Origin of the sequence: Micromonospora sp. DT227 (assembly GCF_049841835.1) — a bacterium.
Taxonomy (GTDB): domain Bacteria; phylum Actinomycetota; class Actinomycetes; order Mycobacteriales; family Micromonosporaceae; genus Micromonospora.
Map to the genome: position 1 here is coordinate 402,255 of NZ_JBNCLA010000005.1, position 16,283 is coordinate 418,537.

The following is a 16,283-nucleotide window of genomic DNA, read 5'->3' on the forward strand; positions in this document are numbered from 1 at the left end:
AGGCGGCATCACGCCGATCCGAGACAGGAGTGCCCCATGAGCGACGAACCGACCAGCGCCGCGGACGCCCGGCGCAAGGTCACCGAGCTGATCCGGGACGCCCGGATCTGCCTGCTCACCACCAGCGCCGTCGACGGGCGGCTGGTCAGCCGGCCGATGGGCCTCCAGGAGGCCGACTTCGACGGCGACCTGTGGTTCTTCGCGTACGCCGACTCCGCCAAGATCCGGCAGATCCGGGTCAACCCGCAGGTCAATGTCGGCTTCTCCGACCAGAAGCACAACGCCTGGGTGTCGGTGGCCGGCACCGCCACCGAGGAGTGGGACGCCGACCGCGCGAAGGACCTGTGGAACCCGCTGCTCAAGGCGTGGTTCCCGGACGGCCTCCAGACGCCGGGGATCACCCTGATCAAGGTGCACGCCGGCTCGGCGGAGTACTGGGACTCGCCCGGCAGCACGGTGGTCAACCTGCTCGGTTTCGCCAAGGCGGCGGTGACCGGGAAGCCGCCGAAGGCGGGGGAGAACCGCGAGGTCGGCTACTGACCGGTAGCCGGTCCGGCGGGCGGGACGGGCCGGGGCGCGGTGCCGGCGTACACGTACGCCGACTACAGTTCGCAGTGACGGCCCGCCCCGGGCCGGCAATGGCGCCGATGGTCTGATCCGACACATATCCTGGGGCTTAATCCGGGCTTCACCTGATGCTTCAGGAGGATGAGCAGATCATGCGTATCGGCGTGCTCACCGGCGGCGGCGACTGCCCTGGTCTCAACGCGGTGATTCGGGCGGTGGTCCGCAAGGGCGTCGCCACCTACGGTCACGAGTTCGTGGGCTTCCGGGACGGCTGGAAGGGCCCGCTCGAAGGGCTGACCAAGCCGCTGGGCATCGCGGAGGTGCGTGGCATCCTGCCGCGCGGCGGCACCATCCTCGGCTCGTCCCGCACCAACCCGTTCAAGATCGAGAACGGCGTGGAGCGGATCAAGGAGAACCTGGCCGCGCAGGGCGTGGACGCGCTGGTCGCGATCGGCGGCGAGGACACCCTCGGCGTCGCCACCAAGCTCCACGAGCTGGGCGTCAACGTGGTCGGCGTGCCGAAGACGATCGACAACGACCTGGGCGCCACCGACTACACGTTCGGCTTCGACACCGCGGTCAACATCGCCATGGAGGCGATCGACCGGCTGCACACCACCGCGGAGAGCCACCACCGCACGCTCGTCGTCGAGGTGATGGGTCGGCACGCCGGCTGGATCGCCCTGCACGCCGGCCTCGCCGGTGGCGCCAACGTGATCCTGCTGCCGGAGCGGCAGTTCGACGTCGAGCAGGTCGCCGGCTACGTCGAGAAGCGCTTCCAGCACCAGTACGCCCCGATCGTCGTGGTCGCCGAGGGCGCCCAGCCGCTGGACGGCCAGATGGTGCTGCACAACCAGGAGCTCGACTCCTTCGGCCACGTCCGCCTCGGCGGCATCGGCCAGTGGCTCGCCGAGCAGTTGGAGGCGAAGACCGGCAAGGAGGCCCGCACCGTGGTGCTCGGCCACATCCAGCGCGGCGGCACCCCGACCGCGTTCGACCGGGTGCTCGCCACCCGGCTCGGCCTCCAGGCCATCGACGCGGTGCACGAGGGCGACTGGGGCAAGATGGTCGCGATGCAGAGCACCGACATCGTCCGTGTCCCGCTGGCCGATGCCACCCGCGAGCTGAAGACCGTCCCGCTGGAGCGCTACGAGGAGGCCGAAGTCTTCTTCGGCAGCTGAGGTGCAAGGAGGGGCCCCCGCTTAACGCCTGGCGTAGAGCAGGGGGCCCCGCTTAACAGTCGTCGGGAGTCGAACGAGGAGGCGCGGGTGGGCGGGCACACGGTCGCGGTGATCGGCGCGGGCAAGATCGGCGAGCTGATGCTCTCCGGGCTGCTGCGCTCCGGCTGGCCGGTGGACCGGCTGCTCGCCACCGCGCGCCGACCGGCCCGCGCCCAGGAGTTGACCGACCGCTACGGCGTACGCGTGGTGGACAACCTCACCGCGGTGGGTGAGGCCCAGGTGCTGGCGATCTCGGTCAAGCCGCAGGACGCTGCCGCCCTGCTCGACGAGATCGGCCCGAAGGTCCCCGCCGGCAAGCTGGTCATCTCGCTCTGCGCCGGCCTGCCGACCGCGTTCTTCAACCGGCGGCTGCCCGAGGGCACCCCGGTGGTCCGGGTGATGACGAACACCCCGGCGCTGGTCGACCAGGCGATGAGCGCGATCTCGCCCGGCGCGCACGCCACCGCGGCGCACCTGGCGCTGGCCGAGGAGATGTTCTCGCCGCTCGGCTCCACCATCCGGGTGCCCGAGTCGCAGCAGGACGCGGTGACCGCGCTCTCCGGCTCCGGCCCCGCCTACTTCTACCTGCTCGTCGAGGCCATGATCGACGCCGGCATCCTGCTCGGGTTGCCGCGTCAGGTGGCGCACGAGCTGATCGTGCAGACCGCGATCGGCTCCGCGGTGATGCTGCGCGACTCCGGCGAACACCCGGTGAAGCTGCGCGAGGCGGTCACCTCGCCGGCCGGCACCACCATCTCCGCGATCCGGGAGCTGGAGAACCACGGCGTACGCGCGGCCATGCTGGCGGCGCTGGAGGCCGCGCGCGACCGCGCCCGCGAACTCGCCGCCCAGGTGTGAGGCCGGGCCCCCGACTGCCTGTGTTTCCGGGCCGCCGATCGCCTGCGAAGGCTCCAGCGACAGGGGCGGAGCATGTGCCGCATACTGGCCCGGTGTTCACTCTCGCCCAGGCGCGACACCTGGTGGCCACCCTGCGTCCCCGCGTCGATGAGCTGATCAGGTTGCGGGCCGACCTCGCCGAGCTGCGGGTCGACCTGGCCGACCACGGCGCCAGCACGCTCGGCGGGCTCGCCGAGGTGAAGGCCATCGAGGCCCGGCTGCACGCCGTGGTCGACGAGTTCCACCAGCACGACATCGAGGTCAAGGGCATCGCGCCGGTGCTGCTCGACTTCCCGGGTGAGCGCGACGGCCGCGCGGTGCTCTGGTGCTGGCTGGAGGGGGACACCGACGTCCGCTGGTACCACCGGGTGGAGTGCGGCTTCGCCGGCCGTCGTCCGGTCTGAACCGGTCACCGGCGGGCCCGGCGCCGCCCGGCGGCCGGGTGTGACCGGCCGCCGGACGGACGTGCGTCAGCCGTCGGCGTAGCGGCGGGCGGCGGCGAGCGCGGCGCGCAACCGCTGCGCGCCGGCCGGCGCCGGCCGCTCCCAGTCGCCGTCGGTGGCGTAGAGACCGGCGTACGCGGTGGTGTCCCGCTGGAACCGCCAGCCCTCGGCGAGCGGCCCGACGTCGACGGCGTCGTAGCCCAGCGAGTCGAGGAACGCGGTGACGGTGGCCTTGGCGGCCTCGTCGTCGCCGGCGATCGGCAGGGCGGTCCGGTCGGCGGCGCCGGCCGGGCGGCCCAGCGCCCGCAGGTGCCCGAAGTAGATGTTGTTGAAGCCCTTGACCACGCGTGACTCCGGCAGGTGCCGCTGGAGCAGCTCGCTGGTGGTGGTCGACTCGTCGTCCAGTTCGGGGACGCTGCCGTCGCGTTCCGGGTAGTAGTTGTTCGTGTCGATCACGATCTTGCCGGCGAGCGGTGCGGCCGGCACCTGGCGGTAGGCCCGCAGCGGGATCGTGACGACCACCAGGTCGCCGGCGGTCGCCGCCTCCTCGGGGGTGGCCGCCCGGGCCCGGGGGCCCAGCTCGGTCACCAGGTCCTGGAGCGTCTCGGGGCCCCGCGAGTTGCTGAGCACCACCTGGTGGCCCGCGTCCACCGCGAGCCGGGCCACGGTGCCGCCGATGTTACCGCTGCCGATCAGTCCCACAGTTGTCATGTCCGGTCCCAACCCGGTCGAGGCCCCACCACATTCCCGACCGCGAAGGTAGGTTGTTCGCCCGGCGGAAACCTTCAGGTTGCTTTCTCGGGCCGGCAACGATTTGTAACGACAAGTCTCTATGGGCAGGGACAGCGAATCGATGATCTTCCCTGTTTAGTGATCTCATTGATATCAATCTCTCACCACCACTTCCCACCCCCAGGAGTGCGACGTGCGGAGATCCCGTCTTGCCACCCTCGCCCTGTCCCTGGCCGCCTCGATCGGGGTCACGCTGTCCCTGGCCGCCGCGCCCGCCCAGGCGTCCCCGTCCGACCGGTATGTCGCGCTCGGCGACTCGTACGCCTCCGGCGTCGGCGCGGACAGCTACACCTCGGAGAGCGGCAACTGCCTACGCAGCACCAACGCCTACCCGGCGCTCTACAACGCCAACATCCGGCCGGCCTCGTACCGCTCGGTCGCCTGCTCCGGCGCCACCACGGCGGACGTGATCAACGGCCAGCTCTCCGCGCTCTCCTCGACCACCACGCTGGTCAGCGTCACGATCGGCGGCAACGACGTCGGCTTCGCCAACATCATGAGCACCTGTGTGCTCCAGGGTGAGACGCAGTGCGTGTCGGCCGTGAACGCGGCCATGAACGTGGCCCGCACCCAGATGCCCGGCCGGCTCGCCAACGTCTACAACGGCATCAAGAGCCGGGCCCCCTCGGCGCGTGTCGTGGTGGTCGGCTACCCGGTCTTCTACCAGCTCGGCACCGTCTGCGTCGGACTCACCGCCACCTCCCGGGCGAAGATCAACGAGGGCATCAACCTGCTCGACGACATCACCCGCACGGCCGCCACCTCCGCCGGCTTCACGTTCGCCGACGTCCGGTCCATCTTCGTCGGGCACCAGCTGTGCAGCTACGGCACCAAGTGGCTGCACGCGTTGAACGTGCTGAACCTGACCATCTCGTACCACCCGACGGCCGCCGGGCAGTCCGGCGGCTACTACCCGGTCTTCCGGTCCGCGGCCGGCTGACCCGCGCACCGCGAGCGGCGTGCCTCCGGCGGGAGGTACGCCGCCGCGGCGTGCGCTCAGGCCGGCAGCACCTTCTCGATCGCCGCCCGCAGCTCGGGGTCGTCGGGCGTGACCTGGGGGGCGAACCGGGCGACCACCGCGCCGTCCGGCGCGACCAGGAACTTCTCGAAGTTCCAGCGCACGTCGCCGGTGTGCCCCTCGGCGTCCGGCGTGGCCACCAGCTCGGTGTAGAGCGGGTGCCGGTCCGCGCCGTTGACGTCGACCTTCTCCGTGAGCGGGAAGGTCACGCCGTAGTTCACCTGGCAGAACTCCTCGATCTCCGCCGCGCCGCCCGGCTCCTGGCCGGCGAACTGGTTGCACGGCACCCCGAGCACGGTGAGCCCGCGCTGCGCGTACGCGTCGGCGAGCGCCTGAAGGCCCGCGTACTGCGGGGTGAGGCCGCAGCGGGAGGCCACGTTGACCACCAGCAGGGCGCGGCCGCGGTAGCGGTCGAGGTCGGCCGGGCCGCCGCTGAGGGCGTCGATCTGCACGTCGAAAACGGTCATGCGACGAGGCTACGGGCCGTCGTCGGCCGCGCCCCGCGCCACCCGTGAAATCGACGCATCTGCATCTTGACGAACTGATGACGGCGTGAGTAGCGTCTCAGCAATCAATCTGGAAAGTTTCCTAACTGTTTGGGGAGACGCCGTATGAAGAGATCGCTCCGCCGGGCCCTCTGGGCCACCGGCGCCGTGGTCGCGCTCGCGGTCGCCGCGGTGCCCATGACCACCGCGTCGGCTGCCGGCAGCGTCACCGCCACGTTCACCAAGGTGCAGGACTGGGGGACCGGTCACGAGGGGCGGGTGACCGTCACCAACGGCACCGGTGCCAGCGTGAACGGCTGGCGCATCGAGTTCGACCTGCCCTCCGGCACCTCGATCAGCAGCTCCTGGGACGCCGACGTGACCCGCACCGGCGACCACTACGTCGCGGTGAACAAGAGCTGGGCCGGGTCGCTCGCGCCCGGGGCCAGCTTCAACTGGGGCTACAACGGCACCGGGGCGTACAAGGGGCCACTGAACTGCACCGTCAACGGCGGCTCCTGCGCCGGTGGCGGCACCCCGACGACCGCCCCGCCGACCACCACCGCACCGACCACCAAGCCGCCGACGACGACGGCGCCGCCCACCACGCCGCCGCCGACCACGCCGCCTCCCACCACCACGCCGCCGACCGGTGGCAAGAAGGTGGTCGGCTACTTCGCCGAGTGGGGCGTCTACGGCCGCAACTACCACGTCAAGAACATCCACACCAGCGGCTCCGCCGCGAAGCTGACCCACATCCTGTACGCCTTCGGCAACACCACCGGCGGACGGTGCAGCATCGGGGACAGCTACGCCGACTACGACAAGGCGTACACCGCGGCGGACAGCGTCGACGGCGTCGCCGACACCTGGGACCAGCCGCTGCGCGGCAGCTTCAACCAGCTCCGCAAGCTGAAGAAGATGTACCCGAACCTGAAGGTGCTCTGGTCCTTCGGCGGCTGGACCTGGTCGGCCGGCTTCACCCAGGCCGCGCAGAACCCGGCCGCGTTCGCCGACTCCTGCTACTCGCTGGTCAAGGACCCGCGCTGGGCGGACGTCTTCGACGGCATCGACATCGACTGGGAGTACCCGAACGCCTGCGGCCTCCAGTGCGACGCCAGCGGCCCGAACGCGTTCAAGAACGTGATCTCGGCGCTGCGGAGCAAGTTCGGCTCCAGCTTCCTGGTCACCGCGGCGATCACCGCCGACGGCAGCAACGGCGGCAAGATCGACGCGACCGACTACGCCGGCGCGGCGACCAACCTCAACTGGCTGATGCCGATGACGTACGACTACTTCGGCGCGTTCAACGCGCAGGGGCCGACCGCCCCGCACTCCCCGCTCTACTCCTACAGCGGCATCCCGCAGCAGGGCTTCTGGTCCGACGCGGCCATCCAGAAGCTCAAGTCCAAGGGCGTGCCGGCCAACAAGCTGCTGCTCGGCATCGGCTTCTACGGACGCGGCTGGACCGGCGTGACCCAGACCGCACCCGGCGGCACCGCCACCGGCGCGGCCCCGGGCACCTACGAGGCCGGCATCGAGGACTACAAGGTCCTCAAGAACACCTGCCCGGCCACGGCCACGGTCGCCGGCACGGCGTACGCCAAGTGCGGCAGCAACTGGTGGAGCTACGACACCCCGGCCACCATCGGCGGGAAGATGAGCTACGCCAACACCCAGGGCCTCGGTGGCGCCTTCTTCTGGGAGCTCTCCGGAGACACCAGCAACGGTGAGCTGATCGGCGCCATCAAGGGCGGTCTCGGCTGAGCCGAGGGCCGACGCACCACCCACCCGGCGGGGAGGGGCCGCACCAGCCCCTCCCCGCCCGCGTGGTCAACCCCGGGCGGCCCGTTGCCGGTGCTCGCCCGGGGACCACCCGTAGGCGCTCCGGAACGCGCGGCTGAAGTGCGCCGGGTGCGTGAACCCGCACCGGGCGCCGATCTGCGCGACGGTCAGCCGCCGCAGCGCCGGGTCGGTCAGGTCCCGGGCCGCCCGCTCCAGCCGGCCGGCGCGGATCAGGCCGCCGACCGTCGTACCGGTGCCCTCGAAGAGCCGGTGCAGCGACCGCAACGACAGGTGGTGCGCCGCCGCGACGGCGGCCGGGGAGAGCCCCGGATCGGTCAGGTGCCGCCGGACGAACGCCGCCACCCGCACCCGGAGCCCGGTGATGCGGGTGTCGACCGGCAGCTCCCGCGTGACGTCGAGCCGCCCGGCCAGGGCGCCGGCGATCAGGTCCAGCGCGATCCGGTCGAGGTGCGGGACGTCGGCCGTCGCGTACTGCTCCGGGTGCGCGACGATCCGCCGCAGGAACGCGGCGAGCAGCGCGCCCATCCCGGTGCGCGCCGGGATCCCGGCGGCGAACAGCTCCGCCAGCCGGTGCGGGGCCACCGGCAACGCCCGGTGCGGCACCAGGACGGTCAACGTCTCCACCGCCGCCGACGGCGTCGCGCCGTCCGCCCGCAACCGGGAGCCGTGTGGTCGGACGGTGTCGACGAGGGTGAACGCCGACGGGTCGAGCGGCGCCTCGCGACGCTGCTGGGTCACCACCCCGCGCCCGGACAACGGCAGGGCGAGGTGGTACAGCTCCGGATCGCCGCTGTCGATCATGCGCGCGGAGCGGATGAGCTCCAGGGGCGGGTAACGCCACACGCCGAGGCGGAGCGTGCCGAGATCGAGCACGCGGGCCGAGGCGGTGAAGTCGTCCGTGTACGCGCTCCGGATCGTGGCCGTCGTCGACTGCCGCGCGACGAGGTCCTGCCAGAAGTCGAACCGGTCGGCCGGGGGCAGCCACGCGGTGTCGACCGATGTCACGGTGAGGATGGTTCGTCACCTCCGGGAAGCGCGGTCCGGGGGCCCGCCGCGCCACCCGAGACTAGTGACCGTCCGGCCGGGTCGCGGCCGGCAGGCGCGCCGCCTGGCCGAACGGGGTGATCGAGGCGAGGATGGGGGAGGCCGGCGACCGGCGCGGGTCGGTGTGACACACTCGCCGGCCGGGCACGTCACGGTGCCCCGGCGCCGATGGGAGGATCGATGGGTCAGCAGCACCGGAGGGTGGTGACCGCCGCCGTCGCGCTCGCGCTCCTGCCGGTCGCGCTGACCGCCTGCGGCGACGACAAGAGCGCCGGGAGCGCCGACGGCTCCGCGTCCGCGACCCAGCAGGCGCCGGCGCAGGAGGCGGCCACCAAGAGCCGGGAGCGGGTGCAGGCGTACCTCGAGGCGCTGGCCGCCCGCGACGTCGCCGCCGGCCGCAGCCAGCTCTGCGCCCCGCTCCAGGCCGCCTTCGACACGGCCGCCACCGGGCCCAACGGCGACTTCGCCGACCATTTCACGGTGTCGCGGGCCACCATCACCGACGTCCGGACCGGGCCGCGTGGCCAGGAGGTGAGCGCCTCGATCACGGTCGCCGCCGGCTCCGAGACGGCCACCCGTGCGCTGCTGTTCACGGTCACCCGCACCGGCGCGGACTGGTGCATCGCCGGCGAGGCCCAGGGCGGCAACTCCGCCCAGCCGGCCGGCACGCCCTGACCCGAGGCGCCGGCCGGCGTGGATCTCCCACGCACCGGAACCGTCCCCCTCGGGGTGGAGCGTCCCGGACGGTCGCCGTACGCTTCCCTTCATGCGCCATGAGTGGCATCAGCTGAGTCACCCCGCCGTGGGCAGCACTGGTCTGCAGACCAGCCGCCCGACCGCCGACTCCGCCGAGGACGTGGCCCTCGGCCTCGACCGCTGGCGGGAGTTGCCGCGCGCGCAGACCCCGCCGTGGAACGATCCCGCGCAGGTCGCCGAGGTCTGCACCGTGCTCGACACGGTGCCGTCCGTGGTCGCGCCCTACGAGGTCGACCAGCTGCGGCGGCGACTGGCCCTGGTCTGCGAGGGCAAGGCGTTCCTGCTCCAGGGCGGCGACTGCGCGGAGACGTTCGCCGACAACACCGAGAGCCACCTGCTGGCCAACGCCCGCACCCTGCTCCAGATGGCGATCGTGCTCACCTACGGCGCGTCGCTGCCGGTGATCAAGGTGGCCCGGGTCGCCGGGCAGTACACCAAGCCCCGGTCGCTGCCCACCGACGCGCGCGGCCTGCCCGCCTACCGAGGCGACATGATCAACTCGCTGGAGGCCACGCCGGAGGCGCGGGTCGCCGATCCGCAGCGCATGATCCGGGCGTACGCGAACTCGGCCGCCGCGATGAACATGATGCGGGCCTACCTGGCCGGCGGGCTCGCCGACCTGCACGCGGTGCACGACTGGAACAAGGACTTCGTCCGGCAGTCCCCGGCCGGTGAGCGCTACGAGGCGATCGCCCGGGAGATCGACCGTGCCATCGCGTTCATCCGGGCCTGCGGGATGACCGACGAGGAGGCCCTGCGCACGGTCACGCTCTACTGCTCCCACGAGGCGCTCGCGCTGGAGTACGACCGGGCCCTCACCCGGATCTCCGACCGCCGGGCGTACGGCCTGTCCGGGCACTTCCTCTGGATCGGCGAGCGGACCCGGCAGATCGACGGGGCGCACATCGACTTCATCTCCCGGATCGCCAACCCGATCGGCGTCAAGCTCGGCCCCACCACCACGCCGGACGAGGCGATCGAGCTGTGCGAGAAGCTCAACCCGGACAATGTCCCCGGCCGGCTCACGCTGATCAGCCGGATGGGCAACCACCGGGTCCGGGACGCCCTGCCGCCGATCGTCGCCAAGGTCACCGCGACCGGCGCGAAGGTGGTCTGGCAGTGCGACCCGATGCACGGCAACACGCACGAGTCCTCCAACGGCTACAAGACGCGGCACTTCGACCGGATCGTCGACGAGGTGCTCGGCTACTTCGAGGTGCACCGCGGTCTGGAGACCCACCCGGGCGGCCTGCACGTCGAGCTGACCGGTGAGGACGTCACCGAGTGCCTGGGCGGCGCCCAGGGCATCGAGGACCTCGACCTGCCCGACCGGTACGAGACCGCCTGCGACCCGCGCCTGAACACCCAGCAGTCGCTGGAGCTGGCGTTCCTGGTGGCGGAGATGCTCCGTGGCTGACGCGAGGAGTGAGCTTGCGAGCCCCGCAGTCGGCAGCCGAAGGGAATACCGTGGATAGTGTGATCGATCTTCGGACGGACACCGTGACCCGGCCGACGCCGGCGATGCGGGAGGCGATGGCCAGCGCCGAGGTGGGCGACGACGTCTACGGCGAGGACCCGACCGTCACCGCGCTCGAGGCCGAGGTGGCCGCCCGGTTCGGGCACGAGGCGGCACTGTTCGCCCCGAGCGGCTCGATGGCCAACCAGCTCGCGCTCCAGCTTCTCGTCCCTCCCGGTGACGAGCTGCTCTGCGACGCCGACGCGCACGTGGTCACGTACGAGGTCGGCGCCGCCGCCGCGTACGCCGGAATCTCCACCCGGACCTGGCCGGCGGTCGGCGCGGAGCTGGACCCCGACGTGGTCGTCGGGATGATCCGGCCGGACGGCTACTTCGCGGTGCCGACCCGGGCGATCGCGGTGGAGCAGACCCACAACCGGGGCGGCGGCGGGGTGATCCCGCTGTCGACGCTGCGCCGGATGCGCGAGGTTGCCGACGAGCACGGGGTGGCGCTGCACTGCGACGGCGCCCGGATCTGGCACGCGCACGTGGCCGACGGGGTGCCGCTGGCCGAGTACGGCGTGCTGTTCGACACGCTGTCGGTGTGTCTCTCCAAGGGGCTGGGCGCGCCGGTCGGCTCGCTGGTGGTGGGCAGCGCCGAGAAGATCGCCCGGGCCCGGTTCCTGCGCAAGCGGATGGGCGGCGGCATGCGGCAGGTCGGCATCCTGGCCGCCGCCGGCCGGTACGCGCTGGCGCACCACGTCGAGCGACTCGCCGACGATCACGCCAAGGCCGCCCGGCTGGCCGAGGCGGTCGCCCCGCACGGTGTGCTCGCGGCCGGGGTGCGGACCAACCTCGTGCCGCTGGACCTCACCAAGCATCCGCTCGACGCGCACGCCCTCGCGGCCGCCGCCCGGGCGGAGGGCCTGTTGATCTCGGTGCTCGGCCCGCGTACCGCCCGGCTGGTCACCCACCTGGACGTCACCGACGCCCAGGTCGACCGCGCCGCCGAGATCCTGACCGTCGCCCTGCGCGCCTGACGGTCGTCCGGCGCGCCTGGCCGGCGCTCCGCGCCTCCTCGGTGATCAAGGAGTTCGGGTCGGTTCCGGCGCTGATCGGGACGCGAACTCCTTGATCAACCTTGTGGCCGGCCTGGCGGGCGGCGGGTGTTTTCGTTCCGGTCAGGGGTGCAGGCGCCTGAGGGTGGCGATGTCGGCGGCGTGGCCGACGTGCTTCTCCGTAGGTGTCTCCACCAGCACCGGCACGCCGGCGGTCGCCGGATGGCGCATCAGCTCGGCGAACGCCGGCTCGCCGATGCTGCCCTTGCCGATGTTCTCGTGCCGGTCCCGGGTGGAGCCGCACAGGTCCTTCGAGTCGTTGGCGTGCACCAGCCGCAGCCGGTCGGAGCCCACGGTGGCGACCAGCGTGTCCAGCGTGGCGGTCATGCCGCCCTCGGCGGCCAGATCGTGCCCGGCGGCCCAGGCGTGACAGGTGTCGAAGCAGACCCCGAGCATCGGATGCCGGTCGACCGCGTCCAGGTAGGGGCCGAGGTGCTCGACCCGGGAGGCCAGCGACCGGCCGCCCCCGGCGCTCGGCTCGACCAGCAGCATCGGCCCGCCGACGGCCGCGGTCTCGTCCAGCAACGGGAGCAGCGACTCCCGGACCTGCCGCAGCGCCGCCTCCGCGTGCCCGGCGTCGACCGAGCTGCCCGCGTGGAACACCACGCCCTCGGCGCCGATGGCTCGGCCCCGGCCCAGCGCGTGGGCCAGCGTCTCGGCCGACCGGGCGACCGTCGCCGGGGTGGGGGAGCCGAGGTTGACCAGCAGCGAGGCGTGGATGAACACCGGCAGGCCACGCTCGCCGCAGCCGTCGCGGAACAACGCGTCCTGCGCCGGGTCGCCCGCCGGCAGCGCCCAGCCCCGCGAGTTGGAGACGTAGACCTGCACCACCTCGGACGCGGTGGCCTCGGCGTACGGCAGCGCCGCCCGCGCCAGCCCACCCGAGGTGGGCGTGTGCGAGCCCACCCGCCGGCGCCCGCCGGCCGCCTCCGCCGGGCTCACAGGCAGGTCACCGTGACCGTGGTGCCCGGTGGCACCGGCGTGTTCTCGGCCGGGTTCTGCAACCGGGCGATGCCGTTCGGGTTGAGCTGGACGTTGACCGGGAAGCCCTGGCTCTCCAGCGTCTGCTTGGCCTGCTGGCAGGGCATGTCGACGACGCGGGGGACGGCCACCTGGGGCGGACCCTTGCTGATCTCCAGCTTGACCTTCGCGCCCTTCTCCACGCCGGTGCCGTCGGCCGGACTCTGGCCGAGGATCTCGTCCTTCGGCTTGTCGGAGTCCTTGTAGTTCTCCTCCGCCGTCAGCCCGAGCTTCGCGAGGATGCCCCGGGCCTCGTTGATGTTCTTGCCGACCAGGTTGGGCACGGTCACCGGGGCGCGGCCCTTGCTGAGGATCAGCGTCACCTTCGACCCGGGCTTGACCACGGTGCCCACCTTGGGGTCGGTGGCCAGCACCACCCCGGCCGGCAACGCGTCGTCGTAGCGGGAGGCGCCCTTGGCCGGTGCCAGCTTCGCGTCGGTCAGCTCGGTCTGGGCGAGTTCGAAGTCCTTGCCCACCACGTCCGGCACCGGCAGTCGCTCCGGCCCCAGGGACAGCGTCAGCGTGATGGTGCCGCCCTTGACGATCCGGGCGGCCGAGCCCGGCGCCTGCCCGAGCACGGTGTCCTTGGGCACCTTCTCGTCGTAGCGGGCGTCGGCGTAGCGCAGCGTGAAGCCGCCGCGCTGGGCCTGCGCCTCCGCCTCGGCCTTGGTCAGGCTCACCAGTTGCGGCGCGACCGTGTACCGGCCCACCCCGAACCACCAGCCGCCCCCCGCGGCCACCAGGCCGAGCACCACGACCACCGCGGCGACCGCCAGCCGACCGCGCGGCGAGCCCATGATCCGGGTACGCAGGGCGGCCAGCCGCTCACCGGGCCCCGCCGGCTCGTCGGCGCGCCGCCGGTGCGGCTGCTGTGCGCCGCCCCCCTCCGGCAGCCGGGCCCAGGCCGGCCGCTCGGCCGGGCGGACGGCGGCCACCACCTGGGTCGGCTGGCTCAACGCGGCCGTGTCGTCGCTGAGCTGGCGCAGCACCGCGGTGTGCGCGTGCGGGTCGCCCAGCTCCTCGCGGGCGGACCGCACCTCGGTCAGCAGCGCACCGGCGTCGGTCGGGCGGGCCGCCGGGTCCCGTCGGGTGGCCCGGGCGACGAGCGCGTCGAGGACCGGCGGCAGCGCCGGGACCAGGGTCGACGGCGCCGGCACGTCCCGGTCGACGTGCTGCCAGGCGACCTCCACCGGGCGGTCGCCGTCGTAGGGCACCCGGCCGGTGAGCATCTCGAACAGCACGATGCCGGCCGAGTAGACGTCGGTGCGCGGATCGGCGTGCCCCTGGGTGACCAGCTCCGGGGCCACGTAGGCCACGGTCGCCATGAGCTGGTTGCCGTTGTCCTCCTCGGCGCTGGCCTCGACGGCCCGCGCCAGCCCGAAGTCCGCCACCTTGACCACGCTGTCGACGAGGTTGCCGCCGGCGCCGGTGGGCGCCTCGGCGACCAGGACGTTCTCCGGCTTGACGTCGCGGTGCACGAGACCGGCCCGGTGCGCGGCGGCGATCGCGGCGAGCATCTGCTCGGCGATGGCGAGCGCCTCGTCCGGGCGGAGCCGCCGCCGCTCGGCGAGCACGTCGCGCAGCGTGCGGCCACGGACGTACTCCATGACCAGGTACGGCAGGCCGGCGTGGATGCCCTGGTCGTAGACCGCGACCACGTTCGGGTGGGTGAGCCGGGCGATGGTCTTCGCCTCGTCGGTGAAGCGCTCGACGAAGCCGGCCATCCGGGCCCGCGCCTGTGGCGCCTGGGTGGGATGAATGATCTTGACCGCCACGGTGCGCTCCAGGCGCTCGTCGGTGGCGGTGTACACGGTCGCCATGCCGCCACGAGCCACGCGACCGCGAATGCGGTAGCGCCCGTCGATCAGCGAGCCCAGCAACGTGTCGGCGACCTGTGTGTCCATCGGCAGGCAGTCTATGTGTCGGGAGGGTGAAGGATGAACAGGATGCTACCGCCGGGGTGCGACGCGGGTGGACCGCCACACGGCACGGGCCGGTCCGGGGGTGCCGTGCGCCGGGTCCGACGGGCACGTGGCAGGGTGTTCTGGTGACCGATTCCGTACCCGCCGAGACCGGTGCCGACCTGCCCGGACCGACCGACCCGGCCGGCTGGCTGACGCTGCCGGACGTGGCCGAGCGCCTCGACCTGTCGATCAGCAAGGTGCACCAGATGATCCGGGACCGGGAACTGCTCGCGGTACGCCGCGACGGCGTCCGCCGGATCCCGGCCGACCTGGTGGCCAACCACATCGTGCTCAAGCACCTGCCCGGCGTGCTCAACCTGCTCGCCGACGCCGGGTACGACGACGAGGAGGCGCTGCGCTGGCTCTACCGGGAGGACCCGTCCCTCCCCGGCACGCCCGCCGCCGCCCTCTCCGGCGACCTGGCCCGCGAGGTCAAGCGCCGAGCCCAAGCCGTCGCCTTCTAACCCCACCCACCCCCGTTCACCCCTCCCTCACCCCCACCCCACCGGCCCCGCAGATTCACGGAAAGCGTGCCCATTTCGCGCTCGACAGCCACGCTTTCCGTGAATCTGCGCGGATCTTGGGTGGGGGTGAGGGAGAGGGCGGGGCGGGGGTCAGTCGGTGCGGCGGGTGGCGGCGATGGCCAGGTCGACCAGGGCCTGGCGGGCCTCGGTGTCCAGGTCGACGGCGGTCAGCGCGGCCAGCGCGCTCTCGGTCAGCGTGGCGATCCGGCGCTCGGTGCGCTCCAGCGCGCCGCTCGTGGTGATCAGCTCGCGGAGCCTGGTCACCCCGGCGGCGTCCAGACCCGGGTCGCCGAGCCCGGCCAGCAGCAGCTCCCGGCCGGCCGGGTCGAGCGCCTCCAACGCGGCCGCCACCAGGTACGTCCGCTTGCCCTCGCGCAGGTCGTCGCCGGCCGGCTTGCCGGTGCGCTCCGGGTCGCCGAACACCCCCAGCACGTCGTCGCGGAGCTGGAACGCCTCACCCAGCGGCAACCCGTACGCCGAATAGGCCGCGTGCACCTCGGCCGGGGCGTTGGCCAGCGCGGCGCCCAGCAGCAGCGGACGCTCGACGGTGTACTTCGCCGATTTGTACCGGGCCACCTTGCCGGCCCGCTCCAGCGAGGTGTCGCCGGTGGCCTGGGTCAGCACGTCCAGGTACTGCCCGACGGTCACCTCGGTGCGCATCTCGTCGAAGACCGGCCGGGCCCGCGCCACCGTCGCCGGCGGCAGGCCGGCGGAGTGCAGCAACTCGTCGGACCAGACCAGGCAGAGGTCGCCCAGCAGGATCGCGGCGGCGTCACCGAAGGAGTCGGCGTCGCCGCCCCAGCCCGCCGCGCGGTGCCGGGCGGCGAACCGCCGGTGCACCGCCGGCTCCCCCCGCCGGGTGTCCGACCGGTCCATCAGGTCGTCGTGGATCAGCGCGCTGGCCTGGACGAACTCCAGCGCGGCCAGGGTGGCGACGACCTGGTCGGAGTCGACTCCGCCGGCCCCCCGGAAGCCCCAGTAGCCGAACGCCGGGCGCAGCCGCTTCCCGCCACCCAGCACAAATGCCTCGATCGCCTCGGCGACCGGCAGCAGACCGTCGTCGACGGTGGTCAGCCAGGCGCGCTGGCCGGCGAGGAACTCGGTGAGCGCCTTGTCGATCCGCTGGCGCAGGCCGGCGCGGTCGACGGGGGAGACGGGAGCAGCGTGGGTCAC

The 16,283-nt window shown here is 72.7% G+C and carries 16 protein-coding genes; 10 read left to right on the forward strand and 6 right to left on the reverse strand.

The window, feature by feature from the left end:
• The first annotated feature begins 36 nt into the window (after positions 1 to 36).
• From ACLQ2W_RS20000 to ACLQ2W_RS20015, 4 genes are all read left to right on the forward strand, one after another.
• Entirely contained in the window at positions 37 to 540 is a 504-nt protein-coding gene (locus ACLQ2W_RS20000) for a pyridoxamine 5'-phosphate oxidase family protein (RefSeq protein WP_425787721.1), read from the forward strand.
• Between the two features lie 179 nt (positions 541 to 719).
• Positions 720 to 1,748 (forward strand): 6-phosphofructokinase, encoded by a 1,029-nt coding sequence (locus ACLQ2W_RS20005; protein ID WP_405094286.1) that lies wholly within the window; start codon positions 720 to 722, stop codon positions 1,746 to 1,748.
• Positions 1,749 to 1,835: 87 nt separating this feature from the next.
• The gene (gene proC, locus ACLQ2W_RS20010; RefSeq protein ID WP_425787722.1) at positions 1,836 to 2,645 is read left to right on the forward strand and encodes a pyrroline-5-carboxylate reductase; all 810 of its coding nucleotides are present in this window, start codon (positions 1,836 to 1,838) and stop codon (positions 2,643 to 2,645) included.
• Between the two features lie 92 nt (positions 2,646 to 2,737).
• The gene (locus ACLQ2W_RS20015) at positions 2,738 to 3,088 is read left to right on the forward strand and encodes a DUF2203 domain-containing protein (RefSeq protein ID WP_281936668.1); all 351 of its coding nucleotides are present in this window, start codon (positions 2,738 to 2,740) and stop codon (positions 3,086 to 3,088) included.
• Between the two features lie 66 nt (positions 3,089 to 3,154).
• Here ACLQ2W_RS20015 and ACLQ2W_RS20020 read toward each other — a convergent pair whose 3' ends face one another.
• Entirely contained in the window at positions 3,155 to 3,838 is a 684-nt protein-coding gene (locus tag ACLQ2W_RS20020; protein WP_425787723.1) for an NADPH-dependent F420 reductase, read from the reverse strand.
• 214 nt (positions 3,839 to 4,052) lie between these two features.
• Here ACLQ2W_RS20020 and ACLQ2W_RS20025 point away from each other — a divergent pair, with 214 nt between their 5' ends.
• Positions 4,053 to 4,859 carry an SGNH/GDSL hydrolase family protein gene (locus ACLQ2W_RS20025; RefSeq protein ID WP_425787724.1) on the forward strand — a complete coding sequence of 269 codons (807 nt, stop codon included), beginning with the start codon at positions 4,053 to 4,055 and terminating at the stop codon, positions 4,857 to 4,859.
• 56 nt (positions 4,860 to 4,915) lie between these two features.
• Here ACLQ2W_RS20025 and ACLQ2W_RS20030 read toward each other — a convergent pair whose 3' ends face one another.
• Entirely contained in the window at positions 4,916 to 5,404 is a 489-nt protein-coding gene (locus tag ACLQ2W_RS20030; RefSeq protein WP_425787725.1) for a glutathione peroxidase, read from the reverse strand.
• 144 nt (positions 5,405 to 5,548) lie between these two features.
• On the opposite strand from ACLQ2W_RS20030, the gene ACLQ2W_RS20035 reads away from it, so the two are divergent.
• The gene (locus ACLQ2W_RS20035) at positions 5,549 to 7,189 is read left to right on the forward strand and encodes a glycosyl hydrolase family 18 protein (RefSeq protein ID WP_425787726.1); all 1,641 of its coding nucleotides are present in this window, start codon (positions 5,549 to 5,551) and stop codon (positions 7,187 to 7,189) included.
• A gap of 66 nt (positions 7,190 to 7,255) precedes the next feature.
• On the opposite strand, the gene ACLQ2W_RS20040 is transcribed toward ACLQ2W_RS20035, so the two are convergent.
• Positions 7,256 to 8,233: a helix-turn-helix domain-containing protein gene (locus ACLQ2W_RS20040; protein ID WP_425787727.1), complete on the reverse strand. Its 978-nt coding sequence runs from the start codon at positions 8,231 to 8,233 to the stop codon at positions 7,256 to 7,258.
• Positions 8,234 to 8,452: 219 nt separating this feature from the next.
• Here ACLQ2W_RS20040 and ACLQ2W_RS20045 point away from each other — a divergent pair, with 219 nt between their 5' ends.
• The 3 genes from ACLQ2W_RS20045 (at position 8,453) to ACLQ2W_RS20055 (ending at position 11,524) form a co-directional block, all read left to right on the forward strand.
• Positions 8,453 to 8,947 carry a hypothetical protein gene (locus ACLQ2W_RS20045; RefSeq protein WP_425787728.1) on the forward strand — a complete coding sequence of 165 codons (495 nt, stop codon included), beginning with the start codon at positions 8,453 to 8,455 and terminating at the stop codon, positions 8,945 to 8,947.
• A gap of 91 nt (positions 8,948 to 9,038) precedes the next feature.
• Positions 9,039 to 10,445 (forward strand): class II 3-deoxy-7-phosphoheptulonate synthase, encoded by a 1,407-nt coding sequence (locus tag ACLQ2W_RS20050; RefSeq protein WP_281936657.1) that lies wholly within the window; start codon positions 9,039 to 9,041, stop codon positions 10,443 to 10,445.
• A gap of 59 nt (positions 10,446 to 10,504) precedes the next feature.
• Positions 10,505 to 11,524, forward strand: coding sequence for a threonine aldolase family protein (locus ACLQ2W_RS20055; protein ID WP_425787729.1), 1,020 nt, complete (start codon positions 10,505 to 10,507; stop codon positions 11,522 to 11,524).
• A gap of 141 nt (positions 11,525 to 11,665) precedes the next feature.
• Here ACLQ2W_RS20055 and ACLQ2W_RS20060 read toward each other — a convergent pair whose 3' ends face one another.
• Positions 11,666 to 12,544 (reverse strand): deoxyribonuclease IV, encoded by an 879-nt coding sequence (locus tag ACLQ2W_RS20060; protein WP_425787730.1) that lies wholly within the window; start codon positions 12,542 to 12,544, stop codon positions 11,666 to 11,668.
• Positions 12,541 to 14,526, reverse strand: a complete 1,986-nt coding sequence (gene pknB / locus ACLQ2W_RS20065) for a Stk1 family PASTA domain-containing Ser/Thr kinase (protein WP_425787731.1) — start codon at positions 14,524 to 14,526, stop codon at positions 12,541 to 12,543. Before pknB ends, ACLQ2W_RS20060 begins: the two co-directional genes overlap by 4 nt.
• A gap of 143 nt (positions 14,527 to 14,669) precedes the next feature.
• Between pknB and ACLQ2W_RS20070 the strand changes: the two genes are divergently transcribed.
• Positions 14,670 to 15,050: an Rv2175c family DNA-binding protein gene (locus tag ACLQ2W_RS20070; protein WP_343445907.1), complete on the forward strand. Its 381-nt coding sequence runs from the start codon at positions 14,670 to 14,672 to the stop codon at positions 15,048 to 15,050.
• Positions 15,051 to 15,200: 150 nt separating this feature from the next.
• On the opposite strand, the gene ACLQ2W_RS20075 is transcribed toward ACLQ2W_RS20070, so the two are convergent.
• A complete protein-coding gene (locus ACLQ2W_RS20075) occupies positions 15,201 to 16,283 on the reverse strand; it encodes a polyprenyl synthetase family protein (RefSeq protein ID WP_425787732.1) in 1,083 nt (360 codons plus the stop codon).

Coding starts and splice junctions, on each gene's coding strand:
- ACLQ2W_RS20045 (WP_425787728.1), top strand. CDS start 8,453: ATGGGTCAGCAGCACCGGAGGGTGGTGACCGCCGCCGTCGCGCTCGCG.
- ACLQ2W_RS20000 (WP_425787721.1), top strand. CDS start 37: ATGAGCGACGAACCGACCAGCGCCGCGGACGCCCGGCGCAAGGTCACC.
- ACLQ2W_RS20005 (WP_405094286.1), top strand. CDS start 720: ATGCGTATCGGCGTGCTCACCGGCGGCGGCGACTGCCCTGGTCTCAAC.
- ACLQ2W_RS20035 (WP_425787726.1), top strand. CDS start 5,549: ATGAAGAGATCGCTCCGCCGGGCCCTCTGGGCCACCGGCGCCGTGGTC.
- ACLQ2W_RS20050 (WP_281936657.1), top strand. CDS start 9,039: ATGCGCCATGAGTGGCATCAGCTGAGTCACCCCGCCGTGGGCAGCACT.
- ACLQ2W_RS20030 (WP_425787725.1), bottom strand. CDS start 5,404: ATGACCGTTTTCGACGTGCAGATCGACGCCCTCAGCGGCGGCCCGGCC.
- pknB (WP_425787731.1), bottom strand. CDS start 14,526: ATGGACACACAGGTCGCCGACACGTTGCTGGGCTCGCTGATCGACGGG.
- ACLQ2W_RS20020 (WP_425787723.1), bottom strand. CDS start 3,838: ATGACAACTGTGGGACTGATCGGCAGCGGTAACATCGGCGGCACCGTG.